Below are 17,155 nucleotides of genomic sequence, written 5' to 3' on the forward strand. Positions count from 1 at the left end.
TGCTGCCTATTAGAGCGTCGATCTGATTGAATCAGATCGACGCTCTAACTGTTTGTTTTAACGCGCATCATATCCGAAAACCGTTTCACACTTTTCGGGATGCGCTCTAACACAAATGGCCCCGGAGTTTTGCGCTCCGGGGCCATTTGTCTCAAATCTTATGCGCGTATCAACGAGCCCGGCGGCGTTCCGCAGTCGGCTGAAAGGCCATGCGCGAATGATACTTGCAATATGGGCTGGATTCACCCGATTCATGTCCGCAGAAATGGAAATCTTCGTTCAGCGGATCGCCGATCGGCCATTTGCAGGTGCGCTCGCTCAGTTGCAGCAGCGAAAGACGACGCGAAATCGGCACCACCACATCAGAAGCGGGCTTCACCACGGTTTCCGCAACGACGTCTACGGCGTAGTCCATCTGAAGGGCAGTGGCGCCAACCGTCTTGGTGACCGTAGCCGTGCGCATCGTCGTCGTATGCACGCCGGTTGAATGTTGTGCTGCAGGACGTGGCGCTGCGGCAACCGTATTGACCTTCTTGCTGCGCGGAGCAGCGGTCGTGGTCTTGCCACGGCCTGAAAGCTTCAAACGGTGCACTTTGCCGATCACTGCATTACGGCTCACGCCGCCAAGCTGCGCTGCGATCTGGCTTGCGCTCAAGCCTTCGCTCCACAGTTTCTTCAGTAGTTCGACGCGTTCGTCTGTCCAGTTCATCGCCCTGGGCTCCAATCATTTTCGTTATCCGGAATCCACCAGTGTTCTCGGATTACTCCAAGCGCAAACACCATATCTATCCGGGTGACTAGGTCCGCCGCACGAAATGTAGCTTTAATCTCTAAAAAGAAACTACAATATCCAACGACTCCATGACAAGGGATAGCCTTGTCAGGCAGATTCCATTTTTATGGTTTTCCCCAACTTGGGTGTCAAAGACGGTTTTTCTTTGGTCCGCGCCGAAATTTTGCTCGCAATTGCTCCTGAACTGAAAACCCGGATTGTTTCAGGATGGAACATCGCGAACTTGCGGAGCGGACCTGCCGTCTGGCAGCCTCAGCCGAGGAGAGGCCTTTCTCTATAGAGTGTGGACGCGCGCGTAAAGTCACCTTCGACGGGCGATTGTTACAAGAACGCGAAAATGCATGAACTCATGCTGAAAGATGGCCTTTAAACCGTGTTTGCTTTGATTGACATTTTTTCTATGAACGCCAATATAAGCGCGAGATAAATATGCCGCCCTGGGGGCGGTTTTTTATTTCTGCCGGATGCTCAGGCGAGAAGCATGAGTTTTCTGGGCCATTCCTCTCATGTCTCATTTTACTTTTTGGCAGTTGGGGATGGAATATCGGCGCTTTTTGAAGGGTGGGAACCGTTTCGGGCGCTTGAGGACTGTTTATGGGAAACACAGCTTTGCCGGTGCTGCCGGGTAAGCTGCTAAAAGGGCTTTGGAGGCCTGACGCTATGACCGACGCGACGACCGTGCAACCGCTTTACGACACCTATAATCGTGCGGCTCTGCGCTTCGAGCGAGGTGAAGGCATCTGGCTTATTACCGAAGACGGCGACCGCTATCTCGATTTTGCAGCTGGTATTGCTGTGAATTCGCTTGGTCATTCGCATCCGCATCTGGTGGAAACGCTGAAGAGCCAGGCGGAAAAACTGTGGCATCTTTCGAATGTGTATGAAATTCCGGCGCAGGAAAAGCTCGGACGGCGTCTTGTCGAGAGCACTTTCGCTGACAAGGTGTTCTTCACCAACTCCGGTGCTGAAGCCCTTGAATGCGCGATCAAGACCGCACGGCGCTATCAATATGTAAGCGGCCATCCGGAACGTTTCCGCGTCGTGACCTTTGAAGGCGCTTTCCATGGCCGCACGCTGGCCACAATTGCTGCTGGCGGTCAGGCCAAGTATCTTGAGGGTTTCGGTCCGAAGGTCGATGGTTTCGATCAGGTTCCGTTCGGCGATGAAGCGGCGTTGCGTGCCGCTATCACCGACGAGACAGCAGCGATCCTGCTTGAGCCCGTGCAGGGTGAAGGCGGTCTGCGCGGCTTCCCTGAAGAATTCATGCGCATGCTGCGCCAGCTCTGCGACGAAAAAGGCCTCTTGCTGATCCTCGACGAAGTGCAGACCGGCGTTGGCCGCACGGGCAAGCTTTTTGCGCATGAATGGGCCGGTATCAAGCCTGACATCATGGCTGTGGCCAAGGGCATTGGCGGCGGTTTCCCTATGGGTGCCTGCCTTGCGACCGCAGAAGCTGCCAAGGGCATGACGGCAGGCGTGCACGGTACGACCTATGGCGGCAATCCGCTGGCCATGGCCGTCGGCAACGCCGTGCTTGATGTTGTTCTGGCTGACGGCTTCCTCGAAAATGTTCAGGCAACCGCTCTGGTCATGAAGCAGGGGCTTGCTTCCATCGTTGACCGCTACCCGGGCGTCGTTTCGGAAATCCGTGGTCGCGGCCTGCTGATCGGTATCAAATGCGTGGTGCCGAATACCAGCCTCATTCAGGCCCTTCGTGACGAGCATTTCCTCAGCGTGGGCGCTGGCGATAATGTTGTTCGTCTGCTTCCGCCACTGGTTACGACGCCCGAAGAAGCGCGCGAAGCGCTGAAGCGCATCGAAGCGGCGGTCGAACGGCTCGCAACTGCAAATCCGATCAGCAAGACGGCGTGATATTATGGCTAGCGATAACGGGATTAAACACTTTATCGACCTCTCTGCCGTTCCTGCGTCGGAGCTTCGCGCAATCATGGAAGACGCCAAGGCACGCAAGGCGCGCCTGAAGGCGGGCGAAATCGAACGACCTTTCGCAGGCAAGGTGCTTGCGATGATTTTCGAAAAGCCATCCACGCGCACACGTGTGTCGTTCGATGTGGGCATGCGCCAGCTCGGCGGCGAGACGATTATGCTGACCGGTTCGGAAATGCAGCTCGGACGCAGCGAAACCATCGCCGACACGGCAAAGGTCCTGTCGCGCTATGTCGATGCGATCATGATCCGCACTACCTCGCATGAACGCATGCTGGAACTTGCCGAATATGCGACCGTTCCGGTTATCAATGCGCTGACGGACGATACACACCCTTGTCAAATCATGGCTGACGTTCTTACATATGAGGAACATCGCGGCCCGATCAAAGGCAAGACCTTTGCCTGGATGGGGGATGGCAACAACGTCCTCCACTCGCTGGTCGAAGCTGCGGCGCGTTTTGATTTCAACGTCAATATCGCAACGCCGGAAGGCAGCGAACCCAAGTCGCAATATGTCGATTGGGCGAAAGCCAACGGCGCGAGCATCATGTCTACCATCGATCCGGAAAAGGCGGCCAACGGTGTGGATTGCATCGTGACCGATACGTGGGTTTCAATGGGGCAGGAAGATCATGCTCGCGGCCACAACGTTTTCATGCCCTATCAGGTCAATGCGCGACTGATGGCACAAGCTGACCCAAAGGCGCTTTTCATGCACTGCCTGCCTGCCCATCGCGGCGAGGAAGTGACGGATGAAGTGATCGATGGACCGCAATCGGTTGTATTCGATGAAGCGGAAAACAGGCTCCATGCCCAGAAAGCCATTCTGGCCTGGTGCCTGCAAAGCCGCGATCTGGGAGCATAATTTGGCTGACAAGACCAGCAACGAGCATACAGAAGTCGAAAACATCCATGTCAATCTGGGCGATTTCGACTTCGCAGGTGATGACGCCGTGGTGCCCTTTCAGGTGGAAGGTCTCGACGTGCGTGGTCGCGCGGTTCAGCTTGGCGCGAGCATCGACGGCATACTGAAACGCCACAACTATCCGGAAGAAGTCGCTCGCCTGCTGGCGGAAGCAACGGTTCTGACCGTTTTGCTGGGCACTTCACTCAAATTCGAGGGTAAGTTCATCTTCCAGACGCAGTCCGACGGTCCCGTCGATATGCTGGTGGTTGATTTCCGCACCCCGCGTTCGGTCCGCGCCTATGCACGTTTCGATGCGGAGCGCTTGCACGAGGCGGTTGCCGCTCACAAGACGAAGCCGGAGGAATTGCTCGGGCGGGGCACACTTGCCTTTACCGTGGATCAGGGTGCTTACACTCAGCGTTATCAGGGCATTGTTGCGCTTGATGGTTCGACACTGGAAGAAATCGCCACGACTTATTTCCGTCAGTCGGAACAGATACCGACCGACCTGAAATTGAGTGTTGCCAAGCTTGTCGAGCGCGGTGCCGATGGAAAGCCTGTCGAGCAGTGGCGTGCTGGCGGACTGATTATCCAGTTTCTGCCGGAATCCGAACTACGCGCACGTATCCCCGATCTGCCAGGTGGTGATGAGGATGAAGCCGAAGTCGCCTTTCATCCGGAAGACGACGCATGGGACGAAGCCCGCTCGCTGGTCGGCACGATTGAAAGTTCGGAACTGACGGACCCGCAAGTCGGTTCAGAACGCCTGCTTTATCGCCTGTTCCATGAGCGTGGTGTGCGTGTGTTCGACTCTGTGCCTGTGCTGGACGAGTGCTCGTGCTCGCGTGAAAAGATTTCCGGTGTGCTGTCAGGTTTCACAGCCGAGGAAATTGCGGAAAGCGCAGACTGTGGCAAGATTTCCGTGACCTGTGAATTCTGCTCGAAACGTTATGAGTTCGATTCGGCGGAGTTCGAGAAGTAATGGGCGAATGAATTTTTAGATTAGGAATTTATCCCCATTGTAGGGTGGGCTGTTAATCTTCACAGGTCAACTGTGGAGATACGATATGCCTGACATTTGGTTACCAGTTACCCAGCAGAATCTCGAGATTGCGGCTGGCAGTCCGCTCGATTTTTCGACGGTTCTATCGAATCCGGCGATTAACGAAGAGCGACGGCTCATCGTTAATCCGGACGGTCACATCGCATTGCGAAGCGATCCGTCCGTTCCATATCGGCTGTTGTGTGGCACCATCGGCAGCATTCCCGACAACGCGACGGCTGATAAGATGGCCGTCCAGTTGCGCCGCCATGGATATAACAGTGTCCGATTTCATTTTCTCGACATTGCTTTGATGGACGGACAACTTCAGGAATTCGGATACCGACAGGATATTCTTGATCGGTTCCGCTACTTCATGGCCGTATTGAAGCAGAATGGTATCTACTGGATCGTAGATGGCCTCACATCCAATGCTGGAGCGTTGGGCAGCATAACGGACCGCTGGGGAATTGAAGGCAGGTTGAAGCTGAAGACGCATGTTGAAAATGCGTCTTTTGGCCACTGGTTGCGCTTTCAGGTCGATATATTCGGCACGGTTAATCCTTACACTGGGCTTGTGCCTTTTGAGGACCCGGCAATGGCGGTCGTTGTGCCATTCAACGAAAATGGCTTGTCGTTCAACTCGTGGATTTATGCCGACGGCGATCTACAGGCTTTGACCGAATTGTTGATGCCTTTCAACCAATGGCTTCGCGAACGCTACAGTACGACGGCTGGTCTGGCTAATGCGTGGGGTGGCGAGCTGGCACCGAACGAGAACCTGGAGAACAGCACCGTCGTCTTGCCTGCAAATCGCTATGCCAGCTCGGTTCGACTGCGAGATTTTGCCCGTTTCCTCGTGGATATCGAAACACGCACCATGGAGAAGATGGGCGACTGCATTCGGGCCATGGGCTTCAAGGGCGTCGTGGCACCCTACAACAATTGGACAGGTATCCAGCCTGCCCTGACGCGTGGCAATCAGTCAGCCGTTGCGATGAACACCTATCACGACTGGATTGGCAATGTGTCGCCAGGTGGCCAGATACAGCAGGAGAGTTCGCTCGCCAATGCGGTGGAATATTTCCGTCTTGCGGCCTCGGCACGCGTTTTCGGCAAGCCGTTTGTGGTGACGGAATACGACCATATGTTCTGGAACCAGTTTCGGTACGAGGCTGGCCTGGCGATGCCTTCCTACGCCGCTCTTCAAGGATGGGATGTGCTTTGCCGCCACAGTAATGGAGCGTTGATCCTTGGTTATGGAGGTAGCGACTTCAACGAACAATATATCCGTCCCTATAGAACTGCGCTTGATCCCGTTGCCCGTGCTGGCGAAACCCTGTCGGCATTGCTGTTCCGGCGCGGGGATGTTGCAAAGGCGGCTCATCAGGTCGTGGCGCAAATACAGGATGTCAGTAATCTGGTTGGATTGGACACACAGGAACCGGACGCCGTTACCATCATGTCTTTGATGACGGGTTTCGCACAAGGAGATGTTGCGCTGGCACCCGGCGCAGTATCGGTCGGCTCACCCCGCCAGATAAATTCCGAAGCGGCTGCGATCACGTTCCTGCGTAACAACGGCGTGCTGGCGGCTGGAAATTCCAGCTCAGCGACTTCCGGTATCTATGCCAGCGATACTGGAGAGATCAGACTCGACATAGCTGCAAAGCAGATGAGAGTTGTTACGCCGCATACGGAGGCAGTAGCCTTTGCATCGGTTAACCAGCCCATTTCTCTGGGTCAAATGACTGTCTGGAGTGCTTCCGGCGCGAGCTTGTTTGCGGTCTCGTCGCTTGACGGACAAGCCGTGGCACAAAGCAGCAAACTTTTAATTGTCATGGCTACGAATGCCCGAAATACCGGCATGACTTTTTCCGATGCGGAACAGAAGATCGTCTCCAATTATGGGGCACTGCCTGTCGAAATCAAAGTCGAGTGGGTGCAATTCTCAATACCAACTGATCGCCCATGGAGAATTTCCCCTATCAATCTCGACGGGGTGGTACAGCCACAAGTCGTGTCCGGAGACGGGACTTCTCCAATAGGTGCACAGCTCTGGAACAATGTTTCCTCCCTGTCTGTATCACCCGGGCCGACGACATATTTCCTGCTTGAACGTCTGTAGGAGTTGAAAACGAGCGCCGGTCTTGGCGCTTGTTCCTATTCGCTGTGCGCTTTAATCATGCGAGGTTTGGTTCCCGCTGATAGGTCTGTCTTATTGCCGTTGCAGACTTTTTATGTACGGTGCAGGCATGCAGCCGCAAACCCATGACCGCTGTAAGCACGCTGAACCAGACTGGTCCACGCGCGACGAAGAACGGGGTCTCCAGATTAGCGTAGAACATTATGAACAACCAGATCTGAAGATACATGAGCGCCAGACTGGAGGAGTTGCCTGATCGTTGTGCGCGGTGGAAATCGAGAAGGGGGCAGATCCCGATCCACCAGATCAGTGCAGCCAAGCCAATGAAACCCGTCGTAATCGTTATGTTGAGATAGGCATTATGTGCGTGGCCTGCGCGGGCCGCCCATGTTTCAATGTCGTATCCACCATTCACCAGCCGCGAGGTGCCCCAGAAAGCATCGTAGCCATAGCCTACCAGCGGATGGTCCGTAAGTTGCCTGATAGCGAATTTCCATATCTCAGTACGGCCGGTGAAGGTGGGATCGGAGGCGAAGCTTTCGACGAGGCTTTTGGCTGAAGGAAAAAGAACAGTGCCCAACGTCAGATAGGCCGTGATCAGAAGAGGGACATAAACCATCAGCGCTTTCACGGCTAAGCTTCGCGTTCGCAAAAGGCAATATGCGAGGGTAAAGGCCAGTACAACCAGGCCGATCGAGGTCTTGTTGTTTGTTTTGTAAAGAAAAAAGAGCGCGAGTATGGTGATTAGCGTCCCGCTGAGCCGGGTTTTTGACCGCCAAAGATACATGCCGTAGCAGCTCAGTACCACCATTGCTGGTCCGGCGATGTTCTTATGGGCGAAATGTCCGCGCCACGAGCCGGCATTCGTCAACTCCAGCACCTCCGCCAGATTGTGGATGGAAACGGCAGGCAAGAAGATCACGCCGAAATAGGCCAGTCCTAATACGAACAGTGAAAGCGGCTTGATGAGCCGGATGAAATGGTTTTCGTCCTCCGGCAGAAGCAGCCAGGCTAAAGCGGTAATAACGACCGTGACACTGAAAATATAGCGACGAAACGAGAGATCTGGTTGGGTGGAAAGGATTACCGTTATGAACTGCCATCCCAGCAGTATAACAAGGTACGGAAACAGCACTTTACCGACCAGATTGCGGTTCTGCCAGAGAACCGCGAGGCTAAGCGCGGTGAGCAGCAGCGAAAGCACCTGTTGCATCGCATTTCCCGCTTCCTGAGCGAGAAGAACATCCGGATTGCGCAGATCAATGAAAGGGGAGAGCGTGATCCAGTACAGACAAAAGATGCCAATGAACAGAATGTTTCTGTATGTTCTGCTCATATGCAATCCGTCGGGAAATAAGGTGAGAAACGCCTCAATTCAGTGTAGGTCGCAGGTCCGGCATGTCAAGCGAGAAGGCGGGAATATCGACCTCGAACAAGCTGCCACTGTTGCCTTGCATCTGATAGCGCCCGACCATGACGCCTGAAGTGGTGGTCAACGGGCAGCCCGATGAATATTGAAAAGAGTCGCCCGGTTCGAGAGTTGGTTGCTCGCCGACCACGCCAGGGCCGCGCACTTCCTCGACATATCCATTCGCATCGGTAATTTGCCAGTAACGTGAGCGGAGCTGCACGGTTTCCGTGGAGTTGTTGGCAATCGTTATACGATAACCCCACACATAACGGTTTTCGTCGGGCTCGGATTGGTCTTCCAGATAGAAAGGTTCGACCAAAACTTCGATCCCTCGCGTTACCGCTCTATACATGTGCACCCGCCCTACATTCGCATCGGCCTCGGCACCCTGTAATCTGGCGAAGCCGGATCACAATGGTGCTCGTTTATTCAACGGTTCGCCGGTTCTAGGACGCCGTTTTTCACCCCACCTATCGCTAAAGTTGCGGGGGAGGTCAACAATTCGGAGCGGCAAATATGCGGCAATTGCCGAAATGTTCCGGCAATTGCATTGTTTGTGCTTCTGTTTGCAGCCTAAAAGCCACAGTATCGAGATATAGCAGCTTAGCGAGCGATCTTGAGGGCTGCTTCCACGTCTTCCACGAGATCATCGGTATCCTCAAGGCCTAGCGAGATTCGCAGGAGGCCGTCCGAAATGCCGAGTTCAGCTTTCGCCTCGTCGCTAAGGTTCTTGTGCGTCGTGGTTGCCGGGTGAGTAATAAGGCTTTTTGCGTCCCCCAGATTGTTGGAGATGCTGAAGACCTGCAATGCGTTCTGGAACTTGAACGCTGCCTCCTTGCCACCTTCCAGCTCAAGAGCAATGAGGGTCGAACCACCCGTCATCTGCTTGGCGATGATGTCGGCCTGCGGGTGATCGGCCCGTCCCGGATAGATCACGCGCTTCACGCCCGATTTACCTGCGAGGAAGTCGGCAACCGCAGTCGCCGATAGCGTCTGCTGGCGTACACGCACTGCCAATGTTTCAAGGCCTTTCAGCATGATCCACGCATTGAACGGGCTAAGGCCTGGACCTGTATGACGGAAATAATCCTGCAAGGTGTTTTCAACCCATTCACGGTCGGAGAGAACTACGCCGCCAAGGCAACGTCCCTGACCGTCAATGTGTTTTGTTGCAGAATAAACAACGATATGCGCACCAAGCTCCAGTGGCTTCTGGAAAAGCGGTGTGGCGAAAACATTGTCAACGATCAGCTTGGCGCCCGCTTCATTGGCGATCTGTGCGACGGCAGCAATGTCGATGATTTCGAGCGTCGGATTGGATGGGCTTTCAAGGAACATCACCTTGGTGTTCGGGCGAACAGCCGCTTTCCAGTTTTCAATATCGGAGCCGTCGATGATCGAGATTTCGACGCCGTATTTAGGCAAGATCGTCTCAACGATGTAGCGACAGGAACCGAAAACGGCGCGGGCAGAAATCACGTGATCGCCGGCCTGCACCTGACACAGGATGGCGGCTGCGACCGCCGCCATGCCGGATGCGGTTGCACGGGCTTCTTCAGCGCCTTCCAGCGCGCACATGCGCTTTTCGAACATGTCGGTGGTCGGGTTGGCATAACGCGAATAGATGAAACCCGGGTCCTCACCCTTGAAACGCGCTTCAGCGGCTTCGGCATTGGGATAAAGGAAGCCCTGCGTCAGAAACATCGCTTCGGACATTTCGGCAAATCCGGAACGCAGCGATCCAGCGTGCACGAGTTCGGTTGCAGGGCGAAACTTGCGGGTATTCTCAGTCGTCATTTTTCCAACCTGTCGAAAGCTGGTCGGCCGGGGCAGGGTAATCGAGCCTCGGCGGCCAATAAAAAACCGGCCTTGCGAAAACGCAAAAGGCCGGTAACGAACCGCGGCCTTTTTTAGCGAATTCTTTAACGTGGCTGCAAGCCGGCCGGCCAAATCACCACGGAACAGTTTTTCATTATGCCTGTTGTGTAGAGCCGTCAATGCCGAAGCCGCCCCATTTTGGGAAAATCGCATCCCTCGCGCCGCATCAATGCTCGGATTCCTGCGGAAAACCCGGTTTCAAGCCGTTCCGAGGCTTGGCATTGACGCCGCCAGCGGTCAATGGTCTTTGTCAAGCAAGGGTTAGAGCATGTCTCCCGAAAGTGGGAACCAGTTTCGGAATAAAGGCATGCGTGAAAACAAGAGATTAAAGCATGTCGTTTGAATACGACATGCTTTAGGCTACGGAGTGTGGGGTTGATGATGCAGAAAGATGCTGGGATTCTGGCGGATGCGGATATTTCCGCGCTGTTTGAAAGCGGTTTGCTGGCGTCTCCACGCCCGCTCGATCCCGATCAGATACAGCCTGCAAGCCTTGATCTGAGGCTTGGTGCGAAGGCTTATCGTGTCCGCGCCTCCTTCATGCCGGGGCCGGGAACGCCGGTTATCGAAAAGCTGGAACGACTGAAGCTGCACGAGATAGACCTGACGGCAGGGGCTGTTCTGGAAACGGGCTGCGTCTATATTGTTCCGCTCCTCGAAGGACTGGCGTTGTCGCCAGACCTTTCCGCGTCGGCAAACCCGAAAAGTTCAACAGGCCGTCTGGATATATTCACCCGCGTCATCGTGGACGGAGCGCAGGAATTCGACAAGGTGCCTGCCGGATATAGTGGCCCGCTTTATCTGGAAGTCAGCCCGCGCACATTCCCGATCGTCGTGCGCACGGGGTCTCGCCTGTCGCAAATACGTTTCCGTAAAGGGCGTGCCCAGCTTGATGAAGCTGAACTCGCCGCACTGCATAATGCCGAAACGCTGGTTGCAGCCGAGATGCCGAATATCTCCGGCGGCGGCATCGCTCTTTCGGTCGATCTTTCCGGCGGCCCTGACCGGCTGATCGGCTATCGCGGCAAGCACCACACGGCTGTGGTCGATGTGGACAAGCGCGCAGCGCACGACGTTCTCGATTTTTGGGAACCGATCTATGATCGCGGCGCGCGCGAGCTCGTACTTGATCCGGATGAATTCTATATCCTCGTTTCACGTGAGGCCGTGCATGTTCCACCGCTCTATGCAGCGGAAATGACACCATTCGATCCGCTGGTTGGCGAATTCCGTGTTCATTATGCGGGCTTCTTCGATCCGGGCTTCGGGCATAGTGCTGCAGGCGGAACCGGCAGCCGCGCCGTTCTGGAAGTCCGCAGCCATGAAGTTCCGTTCATTCTGGAGCATGGGCAGATCGTCGGGCGTTTGGTTTACGAGCATATGCTGCACCGCCCATCCGCGCTTTACGGTGTCGATCTCGGCTCCAACTATCAGGCGCAGCAGTTGAAGCTTTCCAAGCATTTTCGTTGACTATATCAGCCTCCTCCAAGCAGATATAATTACGGGTGGAGGAGAGCGACCTAAGTGACAACTGGAATTGAACGGGATCAGGACAGGAAGCTTCAGGCTGCAACGGATGCTCCGCAGCGCAGGCTATCGGTCGGCATTGTTGCATTGCCGGGTTTTACGCTGAGTGCACTTAGCCTTTTCCTCGATCCTTTTCGCCTTGCTGCAGATGATCGCGACAAGAGCCGCCAGATACGCTGCGCATGGAAAATTTGTACTCTATCAGGAGACCCCGTAACCTCAAGTTCTGGCATGGTAATCGAGCCGACTGCGCCCATGGGAGAGCTCGATGATTGTGATTATGTTGCCGTTGTCGGCGGGCTGCTTGCGCAGTATCGGCCAAGGCAGCAGGCACTGATCGATCTCATCAAGCGTGCGGACCGGCGCGGCAAAACCGTGGTAGGTCTTTGTACAGCCGCCTTTCTGCTGGCGGAGGCCGATCTGCTGCCGGATCGCAATTGCTGCGTCAGCTGGTTCCATCGGGACGATTTTCTGGAGCTTTTCGACGGTTATTCCGCCGATACGACCAGCCTTTTTCATCGTAGCGGAAGACATTTCACCTGTGCTGGTGGGCTTGGTACGGCGTCGCTGGCACTTTCAATCATACAGAACGAAATTTCCGAGGAACTGGCGCGCAAGAGCGCATCTATCCTCATGATCCCTTATGAGCTTGTTCGTTCAGAGCAGCCTGCTCTGAGCTTTAACGGCGTGCGCTCGCCAATGATCCGCAAGGCGATCCGTATTTTTGAGGAAACGCTGGAAGATCCGGTGCCGATGATTGACGTCGCGCGGCGACTGGGGATTTCCGTCCGCCAGATGGAACGTGGTTTCAAACTCGCCCTAGAGCGAACGGCATTCGAGGTTCGCGAAGAGCTTCGGGTGAAAAAGGCCAAGGAACTTTTGTCGGAAACGGGTCTGTCACTGCTGGAAGTGGCTGTTGCGAGTGGCTTCACGGATACGCGCAGCATGAACCGCTCATTTTCACGACAAAAGCAGAAAGCGCCGCGCGATTACCGCAAACAGCGATAAACGCGTGTGGAACTTGCGAAGGTTGCACGGACGGCCTATTTCTTGCGCGATGAATCTGTCGCTTTGACCAAAACCACTCAGGAGATTTGCATGTCGGATGGTGTGAACCGTTTTCTTGGCGATACGCCCGCCCGTATCCTGATCAAGCTGGTGCTGATCTCGCTGGTCGTCGGCGTGGTCATGAGTGCGTTCCACTGGACGCCCTATGATATTTTCTATGGCATTCGCGATTTCTTCCTGCGCCTTTGGAATATGGGCTTTTCAGCGATTGCAGGTTTTGTCGATTATTTCATTCTTGGCGCGGCAGTCGTTATTCCTGCCTTTATTTTGCTCCGTATCCTCAGCTACCGGAAATGAACTCAATTCGGTAATTGGATAGCTCAGACAGGCAATGCAGCAAAAACAAGGATTTACACTCAACCGACGTGGTTTTTTGGTCCTGGTCGGTGGGGCGCTGGCGGTATCGGCAGTGCCATTGAACATGGCGCTGGCTGCCGGAGACAATGATGCCACCCCGATTTTCAACGCTATTCGCAAGGCGAACGGTTTGCCTTTGATGGCGACGGATTCCAAGCTTGAGCAGGCGGCGCTGTATCAGGCCAGACGTATGGCGAGTTATGGCAAGATCGGCCACAGTGTTGGTTGGGGGAACGGTTTCGTTGCGCGATTGCGTCAGGCGGGGATTCGCGGACCGGCAGCCGAAAACGTGGCATCGGGACAGCGCGATACGCAGGCCGTCTTCGATGCATGGATGAAATCTCCCGGCCATCGCAAGAACATGCTTGATCCGACTTTTGAGCATTATGGCCTTGCCTGGGCTACGCCCGAAAACAAACCCACTTATATATATTGGGCCATGATGCTCGGACTGTAACAGTCTCATATCTCCTGACGGTTCGCTGTCAGGAGCTGCGACAATGCGGTGGCCGAATTATCTGTAGTTCCGATTGATTCCAGAGTAGATGATCCTGATCAGAGGGAATGCATTCGGGACGAGCACAATGGATCAGTCGCTGCAACGTGTTGGTGGCGTAACAAAGCCGTTCGACGTAACGCACCGAATGGTGATGCTGATCGCCATTCCCATGACGCTTGCCGCGATCACGACCCCGCTTCTGGGGCTCGTGGACATGGGTGTTGTCGGCCAAATGGGTCAAGCCGAGCTGATCGGGGGTCTGGCGATTGGCGCGCTCGTATTTGACTTCCTGCTGTCGCTGTTCAATTTCCTCCGCTCCGGCACAACCGGACTTGTTGCGCAGGCCGTAGGTGCGGAAGATGCCGTGGAAGAACAGGCAATCTTCTGGCGCGCGATCATTATCGCGGTGGTGGCTGGCAGCTTGATGATCCTGTGCTTGCCGATCATCATAGCCGTCTCGTCCACCTTCATGCATCCGACGTCCGCCACGCAGGAAGCAATGGCAACCTATGTCTCGATCCGCATGTTGTCGGCACCGGTTGCTCTCATCAACTATTCGATCCTCGGACTCGTCCTTGGTCGCGGACAGGGCCTTGTCGGCCTCGGGCTTCAAGTGCTGCTCAACGGCATCAATATCGTGCTCTGCATCATCCTTGGGCTGGAATTGGGCTGGGGCGTTACCGGTGTTGCCTGGGCCACTGTGACCGGTGAAACCGTTGCAGCACTTGTCGGCATGTTCATTGTGCTGCGGCATTTCCGTAAGGATGCATCGCTACGTCCCAATCGGGCACGAATCTTTCAGAAAGAGGGTATTTTGCGCATGTTCGCGGTCAATCGCGACATCATGATCCGTTCATTTCTGCTTCTCACGGCCTTTGCCTTCTTTACCCGGGCGGGGTCCGACCTTGGCCCGATTACGCTTGCGGCCAATGCTGTCCTGTTGAACTTCTTTCTCGTTGCCGGTTTCTTTCTGGACGGCATGGCGGCGGCTGCCGAACAGATTGTTGGTCGGTCGATCGGGGCGCGTTACAGCTCGGCCTTTGTACGCGGTGCGAAGCTCACATTTGTTTGGGGGCTGGTCATGGCGAGCATTATCGCCTTTTTCTTGCTGGTGTTTGGCGATGCGATCATCGGGCTTCTATCCAAGGCGGAAGATGTTCATGCCGAGGCCCTGAAATATTTGCCATGGGCAGCGCTGACAGGCATTACGGGCTTGCTGGCCTTCCATATGGACGGGGTTTATATCGGCGCCACGTGGTCGCGCGACATGCGCAACATGATGTTCCTGTCGCTCGCATTCTTTCTGGTGGTTCTTTATGCAGCAAAGCCCGTGATGGGCAATCACGGGCTTTGGCTGGCTCTCAATCTGTTTCTGTCAATTCGTGGCGTCACGCTTCTGGCGATCCTGCCACGACGCTATCGTACAGAATTCATCGCGTGATCAAAGCATGTCTCCCAAAGGTGGAACCGGTTTGGGATAAAGACACGCATGACGCCTTATGCAGTCAGTTCGCGCCGGGCCCAGTCTTTGGTGTCCCGGTCGCGCAGTGCGGCGATGTTCGCGACACCTTCGCGTTTTACAGCGGCTGAAAGGCCACGAACGATTTCAGCAGGCAAGTTCGGGCCACGATAGATCAGTCCCGTATAAAGCTGGACGAGATCGGCGCCTGCCTTGATCTTGGTCAGAGCCGCCTCGGCGCTATCCACGCCGCCGACACCAATCAGCGGCATGTCAGGGCCGACGCGCTCGCGCATGCGGGCAAGGACGATGGTGGAGCGGTCGAAAATCGGTGCGCCGGAAAGCCCACCTGTTTCATCGCGGTTGACGGCGCTTTTCAATCCGGCACGTGAAAGCGTCGTATTGGATACGATGATGCCGTCCAGCTTCTGTTCGGTTGCCTCAGCCGCGATATCGTCCAGTTCTTCGTCTGCAAGATCGGGCGCGATCTTGAGGAAAACAGGACGCTTCAGCGTGCACATCTTGCCTTCTTCGTTTCGGGCTTCCAGTACACGGCTCAACAATTCGCGCAAGCTGTCGCGAGCCTGAAGATTGCGCAGACCCGGCGTGTTGGGCGAAGAGATGTTGACCGTGAAATAACGCGCCAGTTGATAGAAGCGACGGATACCGGCGACATAATCGGCAATGCGGTCTTCGGCATCCTTGTTGGCGCCGATATTGACACCGACGATCCCGCTCTTGCCTGCACGTTGCGACAGGCGTTTAAACGCTGCGTCATGGCCTTCATTGTTGAAGCCAAGGCGATTGATAACCGCTCTATCTTCCACAAGGCGGAAAATGCGCGGGCGCGGATTGCCACTTTGAGGGCGGGGAGTGATAGTGCCGATTTCGGTGAAACCGAAGCCGAGTTTCAATAGCGCATCGGGCACTTCAGCATTCTTGTCATAACCCGCTGCCATGCCGAGCGGATTTGGAAACTGCAGTCCCGCAACCTTGACGGAAAGAGCTGGATCGTTTGGCGCACCGCAGGTAACGAGGCCCGTCTTCAGGCCTGCGATGGAAAGGCCATGCGCCTGTTCCGCATCGAAGGCAAAAAGGGCGCGTCGCCCGAGAGTTTCAAAAAGCCCGCTCATTAATCTTCCAGCTCCGGAAAAATGTGAAGACCATCATCGCCCAGTGGCAAGGGTTCAGCCTTTAAAACCGCTGCAAGCGGCAGCTCGCCGTAAAGATGAGGAAACAGGGCCCCGCCGCGTGAAACTTCAAACTTCAATGCTGCGCCAAGCGCGGAAGCATTCACACTGATCAGAAGCAAATCCTGCTGGCTCGCAAAATGCCTGGCTGCCGTTTCCCGCACCTGTGTTGCGGTAGAGAAATGGATATAGCCATCGGCAATATCAACCGGAGCCCCGGTAAAACTACCAGCCTGTTCTGCTTGTGCCCAAAGGTCGCGTGGAGCGATCTTATAGATGATCTTATTGGTCATGGCTGCTCTCTAGACCGAAATTCTTCGGAAATCAAAGTCCCGCATGTTCGATTTTCGTCGTAAACGTCCCATATGATGGGGACATCTCAAAGAGAAGCTGAAGGGAATTGCATAATGTTGAACAGAAAGACACTGATGGTTCGTAATCTGGCTGCTGTTGCTCTTCTCGGTTCAGCGCTTGCCCCGGCTAATGCGCTTGCGCAGGAAAACGGGCGCTATCGGCTGGAAGGCACCGAGACAGGCTATGTCCGTCTGGACACACGAACCGGAGCACTCTCGACCTGCACGGAACAGCAGGGACAGCTCATCTGCAAGATGGCGACCGAAGATCGCGAAGCTTATGAGAACGACATTGCCGACTTGCAGGATCGCGTGAAGAAGCTTGAAGACAAGGTTTCTACGCTTGAAGGGAAGGGTGGAAGTGCCGCTTCGGGCCTCCCGAGCGAACAGGAATTCGAGCAGTCCATGAGCTATATGGAACGCTTCATGCGCCGCTTCATGGATATTGCGAAAAGTTTCGACAGCGAGCCGGAAAGCCCTGGTGGTGGAGCGACACCTGGTGGTCGGACCTGACGATAAAGAAAAAAGGCGCCACGCGGCGCCTTTTCATTAGAGCATTTCCAGCAAAAGTATGA

The 17,155-nt window shown here is 55.1% G+C and carries 16 protein-coding genes and 1 riboswitch; of the genes, 10 read left to right on the forward strand and 6 right to left on the reverse strand.

The genetic code is table 11. The annotated features are described in order from the left end of the window. Window positions 1–169: 169 nt before the first annotated feature. Window positions 170–709, reverse strand: a complete 540-nt coding sequence (locus F9K91_RS05430; RefSeq protein WP_061344986.1) for a GcrA family cell cycle regulator — start codon at window positions 707–709, stop codon at window positions 170–172. Window positions 710–1,453: 744 nt separating this feature from the next. Between F9K91_RS05430 and F9K91_RS05435 the strand changes: the two genes are divergently transcribed. The 4 genes from F9K91_RS05435 to F9K91_RS05450 all read left to right on the forward strand — a co-directional run bounded on the left by F9K91_RS05435 (window position 1,454) and on the right by F9K91_RS05450 (window position 6,820). Beyond that, on the forward strand, window positions 1,454–2,665 hold the full coding sequence (locus F9K91_RS05435) for an aspartate aminotransferase family protein (protein WP_151554360.1): 1,212 nt from the start codon (window positions 1,454–1,456) through the stop codon (window positions 2,663–2,665). 4 nt (window positions 2,666–2,669) lie between these two features. Further along, window positions 2,670–3,608 carry an ornithine carbamoyltransferase gene (argF, locus tag F9K91_RS05440; RefSeq protein WP_151677382.1) on the forward strand — a complete coding sequence of 313 codons (939 nt, stop codon included), beginning with the start codon at window positions 2,670–2,672 and terminating at the stop codon, window positions 3,606–3,608. A 1-nt stretch (window position 3,609) separates the two neighbouring features. Continuing rightward, a complete protein-coding gene (locus F9K91_RS05445) occupies window positions 3,610–4,632 on the forward strand; it encodes an Hsp33 family molecular chaperone (RefSeq protein WP_151677383.1) in 1,023 nt (340 codons plus the stop codon). Between the two features lie 85 nt (window positions 4,633–4,717). Continuing rightward, on the forward strand, window positions 4,718–6,820 hold the full coding sequence (locus tag F9K91_RS05450; protein ID WP_151677384.1) for a glycoside hydrolase: 2,103 nt from the start codon (window positions 4,718–4,720) through the stop codon (window positions 6,818–6,820). A gap of 55 nt (window positions 6,821–6,875) precedes the next feature. Here the strand turns inward: F9K91_RS05450 and F9K91_RS05455 are convergent, their stop codons facing one another. From F9K91_RS05455 to F9K91_RS05465, 3 genes are all read right to left on the reverse strand, one after another. Then, on the reverse strand, window positions 6,876–8,174 hold the full coding sequence (locus F9K91_RS05455) for an O-antigen ligase family protein (RefSeq protein WP_151677385.1): 1,299 nt from the start codon (window positions 8,172–8,174) through the stop codon (window positions 6,876–6,878). A gap of 34 nt (window positions 8,175–8,208) precedes the next feature. Beyond that, window positions 8,209–8,601: a Co2+/Mg2+ efflux protein ApaG gene (apaG, locus tag F9K91_RS05460; RefSeq protein WP_151554355.1), complete on the reverse strand. Its 393-nt coding sequence runs from the start codon at window positions 8,599–8,601 to the stop codon at window positions 8,209–8,211. A 251-nt stretch (window positions 8,602–8,852) separates the two neighbouring features. After that, the gene (locus tag F9K91_RS05465) at window positions 8,853–10,046 is read right to left on the reverse strand and encodes an O-succinylhomoserine sulfhydrylase (protein WP_151554354.1); all 1,194 of its coding nucleotides are present in this window, start codon (window positions 10,044–10,046) and stop codon (window positions 8,853–8,855) included. Window positions 10,047–10,137: 91 nt separating this feature from the next. Further along, window positions 10,138–10,217, reverse strand: a riboswitch (SAM riboswitch). Window positions 10,218–10,505: 288 nt separating this feature from the next. On the opposite strand from F9K91_RS05465, the gene F9K91_RS05470 reads away from it, so the two are divergent. From F9K91_RS05470 to F9K91_RS05490, 5 genes are all read left to right on the forward strand, one after another. Further along, a complete protein-coding gene (locus F9K91_RS05470; RefSeq protein ID WP_061344994.1) occupies window positions 10,506–11,597 on the forward strand; it encodes a 2'-deoxycytidine 5'-triphosphate deaminase in 1,092 nt (363 codons plus the stop codon). Between the two features lie 54 nt (window positions 11,598–11,651). Further along, the gene (locus F9K91_RS05475; RefSeq protein WP_151646127.1) at window positions 11,652–12,662 is read left to right on the forward strand and encodes a GlxA family transcriptional regulator; all 1,011 of its coding nucleotides are present in this window, start codon (window positions 11,652–11,654) and stop codon (window positions 12,660–12,662) included. Between the two features lie 90 nt (window positions 12,663–12,752). Further along, a complete protein-coding gene (locus tag F9K91_RS05480; protein ID WP_105543134.1) occupies window positions 12,753–13,019 on the forward strand; it encodes a DUF6460 domain-containing protein in 267 nt (88 codons plus the stop codon). A 34-nt stretch (window positions 13,020–13,053) separates the two neighbouring features. Continuing rightward, on the forward strand, window positions 13,054–13,536 hold the full coding sequence (locus F9K91_RS05485; protein WP_151554352.1) for a CAP domain-containing protein: 483 nt from the start codon (window positions 13,054–13,056) through the stop codon (window positions 13,534–13,536). Between the two features lie 127 nt (window positions 13,537–13,663). Then, entirely contained in the window at window positions 13,664–15,019 is a 1,356-nt protein-coding gene (locus F9K91_RS05490) for an MATE family efflux transporter (protein WP_151554351.1), read from the forward strand. Window positions 15,020–15,075: 56 nt separating this feature from the next. Here F9K91_RS05490 and F9K91_RS05495 read toward each other — a convergent pair whose 3' ends face one another. Both F9K91_RS05495 and F9K91_RS05500 read right to left on the reverse strand, forming a co-directional pair. Next, complete coding sequence (locus tag F9K91_RS05495) at window positions 15,076–16,170, reverse strand: quinone-dependent dihydroorotate dehydrogenase (RefSeq protein WP_151554350.1); 1,095 nt, start codon at window positions 16,168–16,170, stop codon at window positions 15,076–15,078. Beyond that, entirely contained in the window at window positions 16,170–16,520 is a 351-nt protein-coding gene (locus F9K91_RS05500; protein ID WP_151554349.1) for a DUF952 domain-containing protein, read from the reverse strand. The genes F9K91_RS05495 and F9K91_RS05500 overlap by 1 nt, the downstream gene beginning before the upstream one ends. 114 nt (window positions 16,521–16,634) lie before the next feature. Here F9K91_RS05500 and F9K91_RS05505 point away from each other — a divergent pair, with 114 nt between their 5' ends. Beyond that, a complete protein-coding gene (locus tag F9K91_RS05505; protein ID WP_176037143.1) occupies window positions 16,635–17,093 on the forward strand; it encodes a hypothetical protein in 459 nt (152 codons plus the stop codon). Window positions 17,094–17,155 lie beyond the last annotated feature (62 nt).

Source organism: Brucella tritici, assembly GCF_008932295.1.
Classification (GTDB): domain Bacteria; phylum Pseudomonadota; class Alphaproteobacteria; order Rhizobiales; family Rhizobiaceae; genus Brucella; species Brucella tritici.